This window comes from Dyella sp. SYSU CM1112, from assembly GCF_058216415.1.
In genome coordinates, this window is the sequence record NZ_JBZEGI010000002.1 from 206,672 (window position 1) to 223,843 (window position 17,172).

At 60.6% G+C, this 17,172-nt stretch carries 14 protein-coding genes and 1 riboswitch; of the genes, 1 reads left to right on the forward strand and 13 read right to left on the reverse strand.

The window, feature by feature from the left end; all coding sequences use genetic code 11:
- Positions 1-48: 48 nt before the first annotated feature.
- From AC4HNJ_RS04080 to cobO, 12 genes are all read right to left on the reverse strand, one after another.
- Entirely contained in the window at positions 49-699 is a 651-nt protein-coding gene (locus tag AC4HNJ_RS04080) for an esterase/lipase family protein (RefSeq protein WP_490478569.1), read from the reverse strand.
- A gap of 78 nt (positions 700-777) precedes the next feature.
- Entirely contained in the window at positions 778-2,538 is a 1,761-nt protein-coding gene (aspS, locus tag AC4HNJ_RS04085) for an aspartate--tRNA ligase (RefSeq protein WP_490478249.1), read from the reverse strand.
- A gap of 251 nt (positions 2,539-2,789) precedes the next feature.
- Positions 2,790-3,092, reverse strand: coding sequence for an FmdB family zinc ribbon protein (locus tag AC4HNJ_RS04090; protein WP_490478250.1), 303 nt, complete (start codon positions 3,090-3,092; stop codon positions 2,790-2,792).
- A gap of 99 nt (positions 3,093-3,191) precedes the next feature.
- Entirely contained in the window at positions 3,192-3,917 is a 726-nt protein-coding gene (locus AC4HNJ_RS04095) for an adenosylcobinamide-GDP ribazoletransferase (RefSeq protein ID WP_490478570.1), read from the reverse strand.
- On the reverse strand, positions 3,914-4,465 hold the full coding sequence (locus AC4HNJ_RS04100; RefSeq protein ID WP_490478251.1) for a histidine phosphatase family protein: 552 nt from the start codon (positions 4,463-4,465) through the stop codon (positions 3,914-3,916). The genes AC4HNJ_RS04095 and AC4HNJ_RS04100 overlap by 4 nt, the downstream gene beginning before the upstream one ends.
- Positions 4,462-5,508 (reverse strand): nicotinate-nucleotide--dimethylbenzimidazole phosphoribosyltransferase, encoded by a 1,047-nt coding sequence (cobT, locus tag AC4HNJ_RS04105; protein WP_490478252.1) that lies wholly within the window; start codon positions 5,506-5,508, stop codon positions 4,462-4,464. The genes AC4HNJ_RS04100 and cobT overlap by 4 nt, the downstream gene beginning before the upstream one ends.
- Positions 5,505-6,026, reverse strand: a complete 522-nt coding sequence (gene cobU / locus AC4HNJ_RS04110; protein ID WP_490478253.1) for a bifunctional adenosylcobinamide kinase/adenosylcobinamide-phosphate guanylyltransferase — start codon at positions 6,024-6,026, stop codon at positions 5,505-5,507. Before cobU ends, cobT begins: the two co-directional genes overlap by 4 nt.
- On the reverse strand, positions 6,014-7,486 hold the full coding sequence (locus AC4HNJ_RS04115) for a cobyric acid synthase (protein ID WP_490478254.1): 1,473 nt from the start codon (positions 7,484-7,486) through the stop codon (positions 6,014-6,016). The genes cobU and AC4HNJ_RS04115 overlap by 13 nt, the downstream gene beginning before the upstream one ends.
- Complete coding sequence (cobD, locus tag AC4HNJ_RS04120) at positions 7,483-8,466, reverse strand: threonine-phosphate decarboxylase CobD (protein WP_490478255.1); 984 nt, start codon at positions 8,464-8,466, stop codon at positions 7,483-7,485. Before cobD ends, AC4HNJ_RS04115 begins: the two co-directional genes overlap by 4 nt.
- Positions 8,459-9,379, reverse strand: coding sequence for an adenosylcobinamide-phosphate synthase CbiB (gene cbiB / locus AC4HNJ_RS04125; RefSeq protein ID WP_490478256.1), 921 nt, complete (start codon positions 9,377-9,379; stop codon positions 8,459-8,461). Before cbiB ends, cobD begins: the two co-directional genes overlap by 8 nt.
- Positions 9,376-10,671 carry a cobyrinic acid a,c-diamide synthase CobB gene (locus AC4HNJ_RS04130; RefSeq protein WP_490478257.1) on the reverse strand — a complete coding sequence of 432 codons (1,296 nt, stop codon included), beginning with the start codon at positions 10,669-10,671 and terminating at the stop codon, positions 9,376-9,378. The genes cbiB and AC4HNJ_RS04130 overlap by 4 nt, the downstream gene beginning before the upstream one ends.
- The gene (gene cobO / locus AC4HNJ_RS04135) at positions 10,668-11,270 is read right to left on the reverse strand and encodes a cob(I)yrinic acid a,c-diamide adenosyltransferase (protein ID WP_490478571.1); all 603 of its coding nucleotides are present in this window, start codon (positions 11,268-11,270) and stop codon (positions 10,668-10,670) included. Before cobO ends, AC4HNJ_RS04130 begins: the two co-directional genes overlap by 4 nt.
- A 195-nt stretch (positions 11,271-11,465) precedes the next feature.
- Positions 11,466-11,691: riboswitch (cobalamin riboswitch) on the reverse strand.
- A gap of 240 nt (positions 11,692-11,931) precedes the next feature.
- Here cobO and AC4HNJ_RS04140 point away from each other — a divergent pair.
- Positions 11,932-14,415: a TonB-dependent receptor plug domain-containing protein gene (locus AC4HNJ_RS04140; RefSeq protein WP_490478258.1), complete on the forward strand. Its 2,484-nt coding sequence runs from the start codon at positions 11,932-11,934 to the stop codon at positions 14,413-14,415.
- Positions 14,416-14,571: 156 nt separating this feature from the next.
- On the opposite strand, the gene clpB is transcribed toward AC4HNJ_RS04140, so the two are convergent.
- A complete protein-coding gene (gene clpB / locus AC4HNJ_RS04145; RefSeq protein ID WP_490478259.1) occupies positions 14,572-17,157 on the reverse strand; it encodes an ATP-dependent chaperone ClpB in 2,586 nt (861 codons plus the stop codon).
- Between the last annotated feature and the right edge of the window lie 15 nt (positions 17,158-17,172).

Consider the following 17,172-nt stretch of genomic DNA (forward strand, 5'->3'; position numbering starts at 1 on the left):
GTGTTGCCAGGCCTGACTTTCAGGCTACTTTTTGATCAGCGTGGCCCCTCAGCCCCGCCCACTTGCCAAGTGAGCGACGGACTCGAAGCGCCCTTCGCGCAGAAACACCCCGGTCAAGCGCGCCACTTCGGCTGAAAACAGCAAGCCCGTATGGCTGGTCTCCACGACGCAATGCGCAGTCAAGCCTGGCAGGATGGTTTCCTCCACCGCCACGGTACCGTCATGCGCGCCAGCAATCGGGCTGAGCATGGCGCCCAGGCCGATCGGCATGGAACCGGCAATCACGCCTACTTCGCGTGAACCGTTCCAGGCTTCCAATCCCAGTTCCAATAAGTCGCGGTTGTGGCCCAACAACACTTCGCCACCGCGCCAGCGGCGAGCAAAGGCGCGGGCTGCGGCACTGCCCTTCAACGGTGAACCGAGGCAGACGATCCGCCCCGGCGGCAGATCGTTCGCATTCAAGCACGCACGCAGGGCGAGCAAACCACCCAGGCTGTGTCCTACGAGATGCACCGGCCCTGGAGCGCACTCGAGCATGAGTGTGTGCAGGCGTGCCAGGATGTGCTGCTGGGTCGCCGCCACACTCATGTAATCGAAGCGATGAACGCGAAACCCTTGCTCCATCAGGCGACGATGCAACATGCCCAACGCGAAGCCGCGCATCCATAAGCCGTGCAACAGAATGACGTGTTCGGTCATGAAATACGGCAGCCAGGCGGTGATGAGTCGTTGCAAACAGCTGCCCTCCCCTCCGGGGGAGGACGGCCTAATCTAACCTCATTCCGAGGCTTGTACTGCAACGTGCAGCTCCTTCAGCTGCGCTGCGCTCACCATCGAGGGCGCATCCGTCATCAGGTCTTGCGCGCTGGTGGTCTTGGGGAAAGCGATCACGTCGCGAATCGATTCCGTACCCGCCATCAAGGCCGCGATGCGATCGATGCCGAACGCCAGGCCGCCATGCGGGGGGGCGCCGAACTTCAACGCCTTCAGCAAGAAACCGAATTTCATTTCCGCTTCTTCGGCGCCAATGCCAAGCAGTTCGAATACCGCGCTCTGCATATCCGGACGATGGATACGGATCGAACCGCCGCCGATTTCGTTGCCATTGAGCACCATGTCGTAGCCACGGCTCACGGCGATCGCCGCGTTGGCACGCAAGTCGGCAATATCGTCGACCTTCGGTGCGGTGAACGGATGATGCAAGGCGACAAAGCGCTTTTCTTCTTCGTCGTATTCGAACATCGGAAAATCGGTGACCCACAGCGGCTTCCAGCTATTTTCAACCAGCCCGCGGTCCTTGCCGACTTTCAAACGGAGTGCACCCATGAAATCGGTCACGGCTTTCCATTTGCCCGCACCGATAAACACCATATCGCCCGATTGTGCAGCGGTCGCCTTGAGTATCCCGTCGAGCGCCGTATCATCGAGAAACTTCGCGACCGGTGAGTTGATGCCATCACGGCCTTTGGCGATATCCTCCACCTTGATCCAGGCCAGTCCCTTGGCGCCATACCTGGCGACGTATTCGGTGAGCTGGTCGATTTCCTTACGACTCAGGCTGGCGCCGCCCGGCAAGCGCAATGCGGCCACGCGACCCGTCGGATCCCTGGCGGGTTCGGCAAATACCTTGAATTCCACGTGCTTGAGCAGATCCGCCACGTCGACCAACTCCAACGCAATACGCAAGTCGGGTTTGTCCGAACCGAAGCGGCGCATTGCCTCTTCCCAGGTCATGCGCGGGAACGGATCCGCCAACGTCACATCGATCACGTCCTTGAAGACGTCGCGAATCATTGCCTCGACGAAATCCTGCACATCCCTCTCTTCGACGAAAGCGAACTCCAGATCGAGCTGAGTGAATTCGGGCTGGCGATCCGCACGCAAGTCTTCGTCACGGAAACAACGTGCGATCTGATAGTAGCGATCGAAACCCGCCATCATCAGGATCTGCTTGAACAGCTGCGGCGATTGTGGCAATGCGTAGAACTGACCGGGATGCACACGGCTTGGCACCAGATAATCGCGCGCGCCTTCGGGTGTGGCCTTGGTGAGAATAGGCGTCTCGACATCCTGGAAACCACGTGCGTCGAGGTAGCGACGCAGCGCCTGCACCAGCCGGATGCGCGTGCGGATCATCTGCTGCATGTCCGGCCGACGCAGATCGAGGTAGCGGTAAGTCATCCGCATGTCCTCGTTCGGATTCTCGTGCAGCGCAAAGGGCAGGTCCTTCGCCGCATTGAGAATGTCCACCTTCTCGGCCAACAGTTCGACCGTGCCGGTCTTGAGCTTGTCGTTGGCAGACAGACGCTTGCGAAGGGTCCCCGTGACACGCAGGCAGTACTCGTAGCCCAGCTCCCCGGCCACCGCAAAAGCATCGGCGTTTTCGCGCTCGATCACGATCTGCGCAATGCCTTCATGGTCGCGCAGATCGACGAAGGCCACGTGGCTTTGCAGGCGAAGGGTGTTGACCCAGCCACACAGGGTGACGGTCTGGCCAATCAGCGACTCATTGATGAGGCCGCAGTAATGCGTGCGCATGCGCTTGGAACTCCGGGCCGCCAGGGCGGCTACTCAGCGTGGAAAAGACCCGGAATCTTAACACTGCCAGGGGCAAGAACCGCCCCAGCAAACAAGCGGGTGAGTCCTCTGCCCCATGCGGAAAGCGCCTGCGCAGCCTATCTCCCGATGCGATCGAAAGCCGACGGGGCTTGGACAACACGCCACGCTACAGGTAAGTCATCTCATTCCGCGATGGCCTACCGCCCACGCCCCTCTCAATCCCAAGAAAGTCAACTTCCGCTGGCCGCCGTGGCCGGCTTGCTTTCGGTCGTCGCAGTCGCCGGAGAAGAGCTGCTTTCGGCCGGTTTGGCAGCATTGGCATCGCCTGCCAGGTTGCGCTTTTTGTCACCGTCTTTCTTGAAGTCGGTTTCGTACCAGCCACCGCCTGCCAACCGGAACTGAGGTGCGCTCAACTGACGCTGCACCTGAGGCGCGCCACATTCGGGGCAAACGGAAGGATCGGGATCGGACAGTTTCTGCAAGCGGTCGAAGCGATGACCGCAGGCATTACATTGGAATTCGTAGATAGGCATAAAGAAAGGCTCCGCAACGTCCATCGGGGCCGATGGCCGCGGGTGATTATCGGGACAAAGTCGATGATTTCAACAGTTTGCGGACCTCAAAGCCCGCTTTCAATGCACCGCCAAGCCTATCAGCACCACCACCTCCACCATTTCGGCCAGAGCGCCTGCCGTATCTCCGGTGAAACCACCTAGGCGATGGAGGCATGCTTGCCGCCACAAGCCGAGCACGACCAGGGCCAGGAACAATGCCAGCAGGCCACGCCATCCGAACAGCAAACAAGCTGCGGCACTGCATGCCAACGCCACGATACAGCCTCGGCGCGGCGCCGCTGTCAACGCGATACCGAGTCCACCACTTCGTACATAAGGGGTAGTGAGGAACAAAGCGGTCAGGCTCGCACGTGCCAACCCAGGGGCCAGCAACAAGGCTATCCAGAGTGTCGATCCCAGGCTTGCCAGCGCCGCGAACTTCAGCAGCAGCGATAGCACCAGCACCACCACGCCAGCCGGTCCACACCGAGGATCCTTCATGATCGCCAGCGTCTTCTCACGATCACCCAGGCCTCCAACCCAGGCGTCGGCGGAATCTGCCAGGCCATCCAGATGCAATGCTCCGGTCAGCGCGACCCAAGCTGTCACCAGCAGTCCGGCCGAAAGCAATGAAGCGCTATGGCAGCACAACCCCGCCAGCAAAATCAGCAGCAGGCCGATCAAGAGGCCAACCAGCGGATACCACGCCAACGACGCTGCCCTGGCACGTTCATCGCCATAAGCGCTATCGGGCATCGGCAGCCGGGTCAGAAAACCGAGCGCTGCCAGCAAGCCACGCATCAAACCGTCACCCTCGCGGGCCATGCCAGCGGATGCAGCGAAGCGTGCGGCACGTCGATGCCGGCCATATCCCCGTAGCTACGACGCTCCACCAGACACCGCAACAGGCGGATGGCGCCCCCATGGGTAATCACCAGCACACGTTGACGCGCCGCATCGGTGGCGACATCGTCCAGCGCTGCACATAGGCGGTCTTGAAACGCCTGGAACGTTTCGGCCCCAGGCGGTGGATAAGTCACCGGATCGGACCAGAAGCGCGCCAGGGCATCGCCCTGCTCTTCGGCGATCCGTTCGATCGGCATACCCTGCCAAGCACCGAAGTGATACTCGGCAAGCCGCGCATCGATCTGCAATGGCACTTGGCGCATCCAGGCGAGTTCACGCGCAAACATTGCACAGCGCTGCAACGAGGAAGAAACAATACGATCCCACATGCGACCTTCCACGGCAGCGCGCAGCTGCGCCCAGCCCAACTCGCTCAACGCATCGTCAAGTTGGCCACGGTAACTGCGCTGCCCGGTATCACCGTGTCGGAGCAGATCGATGGTCATGCGTTGGATACGCCGGCTTGTGCGAATGTCGCCATGCCATTGTGCAAGGCGCAAGCAAGACGCAGTACCGGCACGACCGTGGCCGCCCCGCTCGCCTCACCCAGGCGCAAGCCCAGATCGACCAGCGCATCCGCTTCCAGTGCCCTTAGCAAACGCGCATGGCCATGTTCTTTGGAGCGGTGCGCGAACAATAGCCACGGTCGCACATCAGGCTGGATAGCCACGGCCACCAGCGCCGCCGCCGTCGTGATGAAGCCATCGACCAGCACAGGCATGCCGATCTGGGCTGCTGCAATATAAGCACCGGCCAACGCGGCGATTTCAAAACCGCCCAGGCAGCGCAATTGCTCCAGCGCGCCCTTTGCAGACACGTGATGCGCCAGGGCACGCTCAAGCACGGTTACTTTATGTTGAATACCGGCCGCATTCAGGCCAGTACCGGCACCGGCAAGCACCGACGGCGGCTCGTCGAGCAGAGCGCTCGCCAAGGCCGCGGCGGACGTGGTGTTAGCAATGCCCATCTCGCCACCGATGAAAAGCTGCGCGCCCGAAGCCTTTGCCGCATGCACACTCTCGGCACCGATAGCCAGTGCGGCTTCCAGCTGCGCCTCCGTCATCGCGGGCGCGTGGCAGAAATTGGCCGTCGATGGTGCAATGATCGCGCGACGCACACCTGAAATATCGCCGGGATCGTTCACCGTGCCGAGGTTCACCACCTCCAGTTTTGCGCCCAGATTGCGCGCCAGCACGCTGATCGCCGCGCCACCCGTGGCAAAGTTGCGCACCATCTCACCGGTGACAGCCTGCGGGAAAGCGGAAACACCCTCCTCCGCCACGCCGTGGTCGGCAGCAAATACACTGATCCATACCTGATCGACGGCGGGGCGCGACGTATGCTGCAAACAAGCCAGGCGCACGGCTATCGCTTCCAATGCGCCAAGCGAGCCGGGCGGCTTGGTCAACTGTTGCTGATGCGCCCGTGCCGCTTCGGCAATCGCTTCATCGGGCTTGGCACAAAGTGCGGTAAGCCATGCAAGACTCATGAAAGTGTTCCTTTGAAAGCAATCGGTATACCTGCAGCGACGAACAGCACACGCTCGCTCACCGCAGCGATGGATTGATGCAGTCGACCGGCCTCGTCAACAAAACGGCGCGTCAATTCACCCATCGGCACCACGCCGAGGCCGACTTCATTGCTGACCATCAGCAGCTCGCCGGGCAATCCCGGCAGCGCATCGAGCAATTGATCACGCTCATGCTCAAAACATGCTGCTTCAGGCTGAGCAAGCACATTGCTCAGCCAAAGCGTAAGGCAATCAACCAGCATGCAGCGATCATCGCGCGCATGCCTGCGCAGCACCTCGGCCAGATGCAGCGGCTCTTCCACGCAATGCCATTGCACGGGCCGGCGCGCTCGATGATGCGTGATGCGCGCCGCCATCTCGGCATCACCGGCTTGCGCCGTAGCGACGTACACCACCTCGCGCTGGCTGTCGTGCGCAAGCCGTTCGGCCAACGCGCTTTTGCCAGAGCGTGCACCGCCGAGGATCAAAGTACGCATGCGGTCATCCCCAGCCACTGCTCGAGCAGGCTCGTATCAAGGTGAGCCTCTACCGCATCGGCCAAGCGCTCGATGCTGGATTCCCGCAACACGTTCATTTCGATTGGCGATACATCTCGCAAGCCCGCCCACCGCAGCAACGCCGACAGGGCTTGCGGATCATCGAACAAACCATGCAGGTAACTGCCCATCACCTGACCATCTGTCGACAGCGCACCATCCACGCGACCATCATCCAGCCGCGCAAAAGGATGGCCCAACGCCGTGCCGCGTGAAACACCGCAATGGATCTCGTAGCCTTGTACGCTGGCGTCGGCAAAAGTGAGGCGACCTGTTGCGCGATGCAATTGTTTGTGCGGCTCCAATGTGGTCTCCAGATCAAGCCAACCCAATCCTTCGCTGGAACCTGCTGCCCCCTCTATTCCGCGAGGATCGTGTATGAAACGCCCCAGCATTTGCAGGCCACCGCATACACCAAGCACCTTGCCGCCGTAACGAAGATGCCGCGCCATTGCACGGTCCCACCCTTGCTCTCGCAACCATGCAAGATCCGCGCGGGTGGATTTGCTGCCCGGCAAAATGATCAGGTCGCACGAAGGCAGTGATTCGCCTGGGCCAACCACGTGCAGGTCGACATCAGAATGGGCCCTGAGCACGTCGAAGTCGGTGTGATTACTGATACGTGGCAAGGCAGGCACGACGACACGCAACAGCGCCTGAGGCTTGTCCATGCGTTCGTGAGGCAACGCGTCTTCAGCCTCGATGTGCAAACCGTGCAAATAGGGCAACACGCCAAGCACTGGCTTGCCGGTTCGCTGCTGCAGCCAGTCGAGGCCCGGCTGCAGCAGCGCGAGATCGCCGCGAAACCGATTGATGACGAAACCCACGATGCGTTGGCGCTCGCTCTCTGAAAGCAGGGCCAACGTGCCGACCAAATGTGCGAACACACCGCCACGATCGATGTCTGCAACAAGAATCACCGGGCAATCGACAGCTTCGGCATAGCCCATATTGGCAATGTCACGATCACGCAAGTTGATCTCGGCAGGGCTGCCCGCACCCTCGACGATCACCGCATCGTAAGCGTCGACCAGCCGACGGTGGGATGTCATCACAGCTTCAAAAGCAACTCGTTTGTAGGCGTGGTAGTCGCGTGCGTCCATGGTAGCGACAGCATGGCCGTGCACGATGACCTGGGCACCTACGTCCGTATTTGGCTTCAACAAGACGGGATTGAAATCGACTAACGGTTCGAGCTTGCAAGCCTGAGCCTGTACCGCTTGTGCGCGACCGATTTCGCCGCCATCCACCGTCACAGCCGAATTCAACGCCATGTTCTGGGGTTTGAACGGCGCGACCCTGCTGCCGCGTCGATAGGCCCATCGGCACAATGCCGTCACCAGTGTGCTTTTGCCGGCGTCCGACGTGCAGCCTTGGACCATCAGTACATGCGCGGTCATCGCCGTATCTCGCCGAGTGCTCTATCCAGGCGCTCGAACGCAATCTCATCGCGCGGCAAACCGAAGCGCAAACTCGATGGCGTATCGAACAAGCGCACAAGAATGCCGCGCGACGCAAGCTCACCATGCAGCCATGATGCGTCCACATGCAAACACCACTGGAACAAGCCGCAACCTCCTGCAGGGGCAAGTCCGTACCGACTCAGCAATTCAGACAAGCGTTCGCTCGTACGCAGAAGGCGCTCGCGCGCGTGCATCTGCCAGGATGTATCAACCAGCGCATGCTGCAATACGTAGCGCGTAGGCCCGCTCAATGTCCACGGTCCGAGCTTCTCCTGCAACGCATTGAGCAAAGCGGGGGCGGCACATACGAACCCGGCGCGCGCACCCGCCAAACCAAAGAACTTGCCTGCCGAGCGCAGCACGATCAGACCTTCGCGATATGTGTGTGGGCATAAGCTACGGTCTGGCGTTACGTCCATGAACGCCTCATCCACCACCAGCCAGCCACCCCGCGCTGCAAGCGCTTCGTGGATCTGCAACAACTGCTCCGGTTCGAAGCGATCTCCGCCAGGGTTATTGGGATGGATCAAGACCAGCACATCCCAGGATGCAAGCTCGGCGAACAATGCATCGGCAGCCATGCCGCTCACCTGGTGTCCCGCTCGTTCCCATGCTTGCCGGTGTTCGGCATATCCGGGTGCGATGATGCCGACACGTGACGGCGCACGCAGCGACGGCAACGCTTGAATGGCCGCCTGCGAACCCGCCACCGGCAATATATGCGGTGCTGCGTAGTACGCATACGCCGCATCCATCAGACCGTCCTCTTCCTCCGGAAGCCACTGCCACGCTGCAGGCGGGATGGCCGGCACCGGCCAACCGAACGGGCTGATACCCGTGGACAGATCAAGCCATTGCTCCCATGGGATGCCGTACTTGTGCGCAGCACGCCGCAAACGTCCGCCATGCTCAAGCATGGATGCCTCCGCTTGTTGCTATACCAAGCAGCAGCGCTGCCAGCATCCAGATCACCACACCATGACGGACCAGACGACATGCTTTGTGAATGGAACCGGCATCGGGTGCCTGACCTTCGCCGAGTGGCGGCCGCGCCTCCCACACACCGTGATACGGCGCCGCACCGCCCAGCTGCACACCGAGAGCGCCCGCGCCTGCAGCCATGACCGGGCCCGCATTGGGACTGTCCCATTGCGCAGCCTGCGTGCGCCAACATCGCCACGCACCATCGAAATGCCCAGCCAGCGCATAGGTAAACGCGGTAAGCCGCGCGGGCAGGAAGTTGAGCACATCGTCGATGCGCGCCGCCGCCCAGCCAAACCGCTCATAGCGCGGCGTTCGGTAACCCCACATTGCGTCAAGCGTGTTGACCAGTCGATAGAGCAGTGCACCGGGCGCTCCGAGCACGGCAAACCAGAACAAGGTGCCGAATACGGCATCGTTGCCATTTTCCAGCACGGACTCCGTCGCGGCGGCGGCAACCTGCTGTGCGTTCAAAGCCACAGTGTCACGGCTGACCATGCGCCCGACGGCATGGCGAGCCGCATCGAGATCATCCCTGGCAAGCGCCTCGGCCACGGGCCGCGCATGCTCTCCAAGACTGCGCAAGCCTAGCGCCAGATACAACGTTATGACCGCGATGCACCATGCCGCCCATGCCGGCACAGCTTGCTGGATGGTCCGCAGCATCAGAACCAAGGGCAGCACGGCCAACGCCCACGCCAATATACCTCGCACACGTCGATCCGCATGTATGCAATGCTCGATCCAGACGGCTAGACGGCCAAATGCCACCAGAGGATGCCCACGGCGCGGCTCGCCTAGCCATGCATCAAGCAAAACGGCGGCAAGCATGGCCGTCATGGTGCTCATGCGCGAAACAAGCCCAAGGCCGCCGAGGGATGCGAAGGAAAGTAGAAGTGCACGAAGCTGGCGGTAAAGCGACGATCGCGATAGACCGCCTCGCGGCCAGGGCCCCCATTGGGATTGAACGCATGTGCGATCGGCTCCGCATCGATCGATGCCTGCGCGTAGTGAAAAGTATGCCCGCGCAAGCTGCCTTCAGGCAGATCAACGCCCTGAAGACCCAACGCTGCGAGCCGCGGTTGCAAGACCGCACGACCGGGCAATAAAGCCGCCATCGTCGCCTCGTGCCCGCTTTGATCCGTCAGCCCATCGAGCGCGAAGAGCAATCCGCCACATTCGGCAAGCATGGGTTTGCCGGTATCGCGATGCGTGCGCAAGGCTGCATGCAAGTCGGTCCGTCGCGACAAGGCATCCAGATGCAGCTCTGGATAACCACCCGGCAACCATACGGCCTCGCAGTCGGGTAAGGCATCACCGGCCAAAGGCGAGAAGAAACACAATTCCGCACCCGCCGCGCGCAATAGATCCAGATTGGCCGGATAGATAAAGCAAAATGCGTCATCGCGCGCCACGGCAATACGCTGTCCTTTCAATAGGGGCGGAATGCTTTCGCTGGCCGAGGTTTCGAATGCAACAGGCGGCGGCAGTGCCGTTGCGGCATGTTGCGCCCACGCATCGGCCAAGGCATCGAGTCGCGCATCGATATCGGATAGCTCCGCTGCCGCGATCAAACCCAGATGCCGTTCCGGCAGCGCAAGCCGCTCTTCGCGCGGCAATGCGCCGAGCCAGTGCAAGGAGGCAGGAAGGCTCTCTTTCAGCAGCTGCGCGTGATAAGCACTACCGATGCGATTGGCAGCCACGCCATACATCGACAGCCCTTCACGGTAGGTTGCCAGGCCACAGGCAAGCGCGCCAAAGGTTTGCGCCATCGCCGAACCATCGATAACCGCCATCACCGGCACGCCCAATTGCTGTGCAAGATCGGCGCTGGACGGCGCGCCATCGAACAACCCCATTACACCTTCCACCAGGATCAGATCAGCATCGCCCGCGGCATCAAAGAGACGCTTGCGTACATCCGCTTCGCCGCACATCCACAGATCGAGCTGATAAACCGGCGTACCTGCGGCGCAGGCCAGCACCGTGGGATCGAGGAAATCGGGCCCGGTCTTGAACACACGCACGCGCCGCCCCTGCCGGGTGTGCCAGCGGGCAAGTGCAGCGGTCACTGAAGTCTTGCCCTGCCCCGATGCCGGCGCGGAAACCAGCAAGGCCGGGCAGTGCCGGACATGGCTCATAGCTCCACGCCTTTTTGTGCCTTGATGCCGGCCTCGAAAGCATGCTTGACCACACGCATCTCGGTGACCGTGTCGGCGACAGCGATCAATCCATCCGGTGCGCCGCGGCCGGTGATGACGACATGTTGGCGTGGGGGACGTGCCGTCACGGCCGTCAGCACTTGCTCCAGCGATACGTATTGCTTCACCAAGGCGATATTGAGCTCGTCCAGCAATACGAAGTCATAAGCGGGATCGGCGAGCATGCCTGCGGCGATGGACCATGCGGCTTGCGCCGCTGCGATGTCGCGCGCCTTGTCCTGAGTCTCCCAGGTAAAGCCCTCGCCCATGACGTGATAGTCGAGCTGGTCGCCGGCGAAATGGCGAAAAAAAGCCTCCTCACCCGTGGAAAAGGTGCCTTTGATGAACTGCACCACGCCGCACTTGAAGCCGTGCCCCAGCGAACGCGCCAGCATGCCGAAACCGGAAGAGCTCTTGCCCTTGCCGTTGCCGGTGTTCACCACCAGCACGCCCCGATCGATCGTGGCGCGCGCGATCTTGCGATCGACCAACTCTTTTTTGCGCTGCATGCGTTCGCGGTGACGCTCTTCGGGTGTCATGTCATCGCGCGGCGAACGTTCGCTCATGGCCGCACCGCGGCACGGTCGGCAAACGGGAAAGACACATTCATGGATGCACTCCTTATCGTGTGCCCGGCAAGGGCGCTCGACACACGGAAGGAAGATGATGCGGCAACACGCCGAGGCGTGGCACCCGGACACGGCCCTCCGCCTGTCTGGTTTAAAGCCTGCCGAGGCAAGCTCTCGCATAAGGCCGGTCTCCGGGCTTGCGAGCGAAGGCCTGCGCCTTCTGGCCCACGCCTTCCCGTGCTCGGCACAGTGGCGCTCTGTGGACCTGTTGCTCGCCTACCGTTGCGGGGGCAGCTCCGGAGTCATCGCCCTGACACTGAGCGATCTCACCGGATTCCCGTTTCAACCACTGGCTTTAGGGCCAGCAGTCACCTTAGGCCGGAGCATCATAAATGTCCTGCTCCAGGACGCCTAGCCCGAGCGTCGTTACACGCCAGCTGCACCGACCGATAACGATGCTGGCGTGAGGCGGCCCGCGTCAATGGCTGACATAGGGAGTAAGTCCATGCCGGGTAGCGATATTTCCATTTGGACTTTCGGACGCCTAATCGTCGGTTGATGGTCCGCCTCATTGTCATTAATCTGAAATTGCTGCCCCGCAGCAAAACAACAAGCTAGGGGAAAACTCGCAATGAAGAAAGACGACCGCTCGCCTTATCAAGGCAGGCCCAAGAACGATTCCATCAAACTTCTCACGGCTTCAGTGTTGTTGGCACTCGCCACCACCGCTGCTGCCCAGGACACCTCGCAAGCAGCCTCCAGCGACAAAGCGAAAAACCTGCAGGCCGTGATCGTGACCGGCACACGCGCGCAGAATCGAACCGACAGCACCTCGTTATCGCCGATCGACGTCGTACCGGCTTCAGCCCTGCAAAGCACCGGCACCACCGAACTTTCCACTGCTCTCGCGCGCCTGATTCCTTCGCTGAATTTTCCGCGCCCTTCCGCCACCGACACTACCGATTCGCAACGTCCCGTACAGTTGCGCGGCTTGGCTCCGGATGAAGTCCTGGTGCTGGTCGACGGCAAGCGCTGGCACAACAGCGCCATGGTGAACGTGGACGGCACCATCGGCCGCGGTTCAGCTCCGGTGGATCTCAACACCATTCCGCTTTCTGCCATCGATCACATTGAAGTGCTGCGTGACGGTGCGTCTGCGCAATACGGTTCCGACGCGATCGCCGGTGTGATCAACATCATTCTGAAGCATGGTGCGCAAGGCGGCTCGGTGGAGCTGGATGGCGGCCAATACCAACGCGGCGGCGGACGACAATGGCAGGGTTCGGCCAACTTCGGCATTCCATTGAGCGGTGACAAAGGCTGGCTGCGCATCAGCGTGGATGACGGGCATCAAGATCCGACCAATCATGGCGGCGTCGACATCCGCTATCCCCAATTCGGTGAGAAACAAGTGTTCGGCGATCCCTCGGTGAGCGAGCACAATCTGTTCCTGAACACGCAATACGACCTCACCAACAACATCCAGTTTTATGCCTTTGGCAGCTACCACGATCGCAACGCGATTTCCGACGAGCTGTATCGCAATCCCTATGGCTACCCGTCATCAGTAGCGTCCCTGCTTACGTCGCTCTATCCCGGCGGCTATCAACCGCTACTACAGGCTCGCAGCACCGATCAGGCGCTGGTAGCCGGCGTACGCGGCACAACCAGTGGCGGGTGGCGCTGGGATGTAAGCGCCAACTACGGCGGCAATCGTGTATCGCTGGATACGATCCACACCGCCAACTACGCCTTCCTGCACGATTTTGGCTATACGCCCAACAGCTTCTTCGATGGCGTGGTCTCATCCGCGCAGCAGGTCGCCGATGTCGATATCGCAAAAGACTTCAACCTGAGCTGGTTGCCCAATGCGGTAACGCTGGCCTTCGGCGGCGAGTATCAACGCGACACGTATCAGATCAGTGCTGGCGATCCGAGTTCGTACTACGTGGGCACATCGGGCGTGAGCGGGGGCGCGCAGGGTTTCAGTGGCTACAGTCCCGTGAACGTGGGCTCATGGAGTCGCAGCGACGTAGCGCAGTATGTAAGTCTGGAAACCAACCTCACCGACAAACTCGGCACCTCGTTCGCCGTACGGCATGAGGATTACAACGACTTCGGCAACACGGTGTCGGGTGCCTTGGCTGCACGCTACGACTTTACCGATCGCTTCGCGTTGCGTGGCAGCGTCTCGACCGGATTCCGCGCCCCGTCGTTGGCGCAGGAAGACTATTCCCAGATCGGCTCGCTTTACCTGACACCCAGCAACGCAGGACCTGGGGTAGCGCCTGGCATCTATCAGACCGGCCTGTTGCCAGTGAACAATCCGGTAGCGCAATTGCTGGGAGCTCAGTCACTGCGTCCGGAGCGCTCGCACAACTACACCGTCGGCGCGGTGTTCAATCCGATCGACCCGCTGACGCTGACCTTGGATATCTACCAGATCCAGATCTACAACCGCATCGTGCTCTCCAGCACGCTGAGCGGACTCAACAATCCGGCGGTGGTGGATTACCTTGCCGCGCATGGCATCACCAATGTGTCCTATAGCTCGGCGCAGTATTTCACCAACGCGGTAGATACACGCACTCAGGGCGGCGACATCGTCGCCAGCTACCATTCGGATTTCGGCAACGATGGCGTGCTGGACAGCACGCTGAGCTATAACTACAACCGCACGCAAGTCATGGGCGTAGCGCCGAATCCGCCACAATTGGAAGCGCTGGGCCTGCAATTGCAGCGTGTGACCTATCGCGACATCAAAGGCCTGCTGGCCAACTCCACGCCACGAAGCAAGTTGATCCTCAACGAGAACTACACGTTGGGTCACTGGGCATTCAATGGCAACCTCACCCGTTACGGCAGCTTTACGGCATATAGCAACAGCACGTACCTGCTTAACCAGACCTTCAGCCCGCAATGGGTGTTCGATCTGGCTGGCAGCTACAACCTGGACAGCTGGACATTCACACTGGGCATGGACAATGTCACCAACAGTTATCCGGACAAGGTGATTGCCGCGAACAACAACAACGGCACCATTCCTTACTCAGAATTTTCACCCGCGGGCTTCAATGGGCGTTACTATTACACCAAAGTGATCTATCACTGGTGATTCAACAAGCCCACTGCCAAACACTTGTGCGATGCATGCATGGAAATCCCGGCCTTGAGCCGGGATTTTTTTGCGGCAGAAATTTGCGGCCAGGTCGCACTCACGGCGGGCTTGCTTCACCCCTCCCCCGCTAACCGCAGGGGAGGGTGATGCCTGTCACGCATGCTTGTGGAAAGCGAGATGCCCACCTTCAGCACTTACCGCAATCGTGTCACCCGAGGTGAAACGCCCTTCCAGGATTTCCTTCGCTAGCGGATTCTCCAACTGCTGCTGGATCGCACGCTTGAGTGGACGCGCACCGTATACCGGATCGAAGCCGACATTGCCGAGCAGATCCAGGGCCTTGTCATCAACCTCCAGCTTGAGCTCACGCTCAGCAAGACGTTTTTCCAGGTACGCCAGCTGGATGCGTGCAATGGCACGAATCTGCTTCTTCTCCAGCGGACGGAATACCACCAGCTCATCGAGGCGATTGATGAACTCCGGCCGGAAATGAGCCTGCACTACACCGAGTACCGCCGCTTTCATCTGCAGATAATCAGCCTCGCTATCACCGGCGTTTTCCTGGATGAGTTGCGAGCCGAGATTGGACGTCATCACGATCACGGTATTGCGGAAGTCCACGGTGCGACCCTGGCCATCTGTAAGGCGGCCATCATCGAGCACCTGCAGCAACACGTTGAATACATCCGGATGTGCTTTCTCCACTTCGTCCAGCAGAATCACGCTGTACGGACGGCGACGCACGGCTTCCGTGAGATAGCCACCTTCCTCGTAGCCGACATAACCCGGAGGCGCACCGATCAAGCGCGCCACGGAATGCTTTTCCATGAACTCGCTCATATCGATGCGTACCATCGCGTCCTGCGTGTCGAACAGGAATTCGGCCAGCGCCTTGCACAGCTCGGTCTTGCCTACCCCGGTGGGGCCAAGGAACAGGAACGAACCATAGGGACGATTCGGATCGGACAAGCCCGCACGAGCGCGACGGATCGCATCCGACACGGCTCGCACCGCTTCATCCTGACCGACTACGCGCTTGTGCAGCGCCTGTTCCATATGCAGCAGCTTTTCGCGCTCGCCTTCGAGCATCTTGCTGACCGGTATACCCGTCCAGCGCGAGACCACTTCAGCGATTTCTTCCTCTGTGACACGGTCCTGCACGAGCTTGAAGTCCTGCTGTTCGGCAGCCTGCGCGGCGGCCAGCTGCTTTTCCAGTTCCGGCAGGCGTCCGTACTGGATCTCACTCATCTTGGCGTAGTCCTGCCGACGCTGCGCCGCTTCAAGCTCTACCCGTGCCTGCTCGATCTGCTCCTTCACCTTGGTGGCACCTTGCAGCGCCGCCTTTTCCGATTTCCACACTTCATTGAGATCGGAGAACTCGCGTTCAAGCTTGGCGATGTCCGCGTCCAGATCCGCAAGGCGCTTCTTGGATGCCTCGTCGGTTTCCTTCTTCAACATTTCGCGCTGGATCTTCAATTGAATCAGGCGACGTTCCAGGCGGTCGAGTTCCTCCGGCTTGGAATCGATCTCCATGCGGATGCGCGAAGCCGCTTCATCCATCAGGTCGATGGCCTTGTCCGGCAGCTGACGATCCGTGATGTAACGATTGGACAAGGTCGCCGCGGCGACGATGGCGGGATCGGTGATCTCCACGCCATGATGCACGGCGTAACGCTCTTTCAAGCCACGCAAGATCGCGATGGTGTCTTCGACGCTCGGCTCGCCGACGAATACTTTCTGGAACCGGCGTTCCAGCGCGGCATCCTTTTCGATGTATTTGCGGTATTCGTCCAGCGTGGTGGCGCCGATGCAGTGCAGCTCTCCGCGCGCCAGCGCCGGCTTGAGCATATTGCCGGCATCCATGGCGCCTTCCGCCTTGCCGGCACCGACCATGGTATGCAGTTCGTCGATAAACAGAATGATCTGGCCTTCGTTTTTGGCCAAGTCGTTAAGCACGGCCTTGAGGCGCTCCTCGAACTCGCCGCGGAACTTCGCACCGGCGATCAATGCTCCCATGTCGAGCGCCAGCACGCGCTTGTCGCGCAGGCCTTCGGGCACCTCGTTCTTGATGATTCGCTGTGCCAAGCCTTCGACGATGGCCGTCTTGCCCACACCGGGTTCGCCGATCAGCACCGGGTTGTTCTTGGTACGCCGCTGCAATACCTGCACCACGCGGCGAATTTCTTCGTCGCGACCAATCACCGGATCGAGCTTGCCGCTCTCGGCACGCGCAGTGAGATCAATGCAGTATTTCTCCAGCGCCTGGCGCTGATCCTCCGCGTTCTCGCTCTGCACCTTCTCACCACCGCGCAGTTTTTCGATGGCGGCTTCGAGATTCGCCTTGGTCGCACTCGCTGCCTTCAACGCAGCACCGAGTTCACCTTTGTCTTCCAGCGCCGCCAGCACGAACAATTCGCTGGCAATGAACTGATCGCCACGCTGCTGCGCCAGTTTGTCGGTGAGGTTGAGCAAACGGGTCAGTTCATTGCTGGCGTGGATGTTGCCTTCCTGACCGCTTACTTTGGGCAGCCGCTCCACCAATTCGTTCACGCGCTGACGAAACGCGGGCACGTTGACATGGGCCTGGGTGAGCAGGGGCGCGGTCGAACCACCTTGCTGATCAAGCAAGGCAGCCATGACATGCACCGGCTCAAGTATGTTGTGGTCGCGCCCCACCGCCAACGATTGTGCGTCGGCAAGCGCTTGCTGGAAACGCGAGGTAAGTTTGTCCATTCGCATTGAGGTATCCCCAAA